Consider the following 419-nt stretch of genomic DNA (forward strand, 5'->3'; position numbering starts at 1 on the left):
CGGCCCGTCCGATGCCGGACCCGCCGCCGGTGACGAGCGCGACGCGGTCTTGGAGTTCCACGCGCTACCAGCGGTTGACCGGTTCGGTGTCGAGGTGCAGCGGACGCGCGTACGACGGATCGGTGCGGTCCCACGTGCCCTTGATGAAGCCTTGTACCGCACCGCTTCCCAGCACCGACGAGTCGCCGCTGATCATCCACTCGATATACCGAGCGGGTCATTCCCATTTTCAGTGTTGCCGCATGCATGGGTTGGCATGCTGGCATTCTGCGCAGCGGCCAGCATATCCAAGATCTATTTCGCCCAGCCGCTGCTCGGAGCACTAGCCCACGACTTTGCGCTCAGCAACGCTTGGGTGAGCGGCATCATCGGTGCCACCCAAGTTGGTTGTGCACTTGCTCTAACGCTAGTCGTTCCGC

At 63.0% G+C, this 419-nt stretch carries 1 protein-coding gene; it reads right to left on the bottom strand.

The features are described from left to right. Positions 1–64 precede the first annotated feature (64 nt). A complete protein-coding gene (locus CS062_RS27235) occupies positions 65–196 on the bottom strand; it encodes a hypothetical protein (protein WP_259373130.1) in 132 nt (43 codons plus the stop codon). Positions 197–419: the final 223 nt, after the last annotated feature.

It is taken from the genome of Roseateles chitinivorans (assembly GCF_002761755.1).
GTDB classification, from domain to species: Bacteria; Pseudomonadota; Gammaproteobacteria; order Burkholderiales; family Burkholderiaceae_C; genus Roseateles; species Roseateles chitinivorans.

Bases quoted from the DNA above. Each gene is read 5' to 3' on its own strand.
- CS062_RS27235 (WP_259373130.1), bottom strand. From the start codon at position 196: ATGATCAGCGGCGACTCGTCGGTGCTGGGAAGCGGTGCGGTACAAGGC.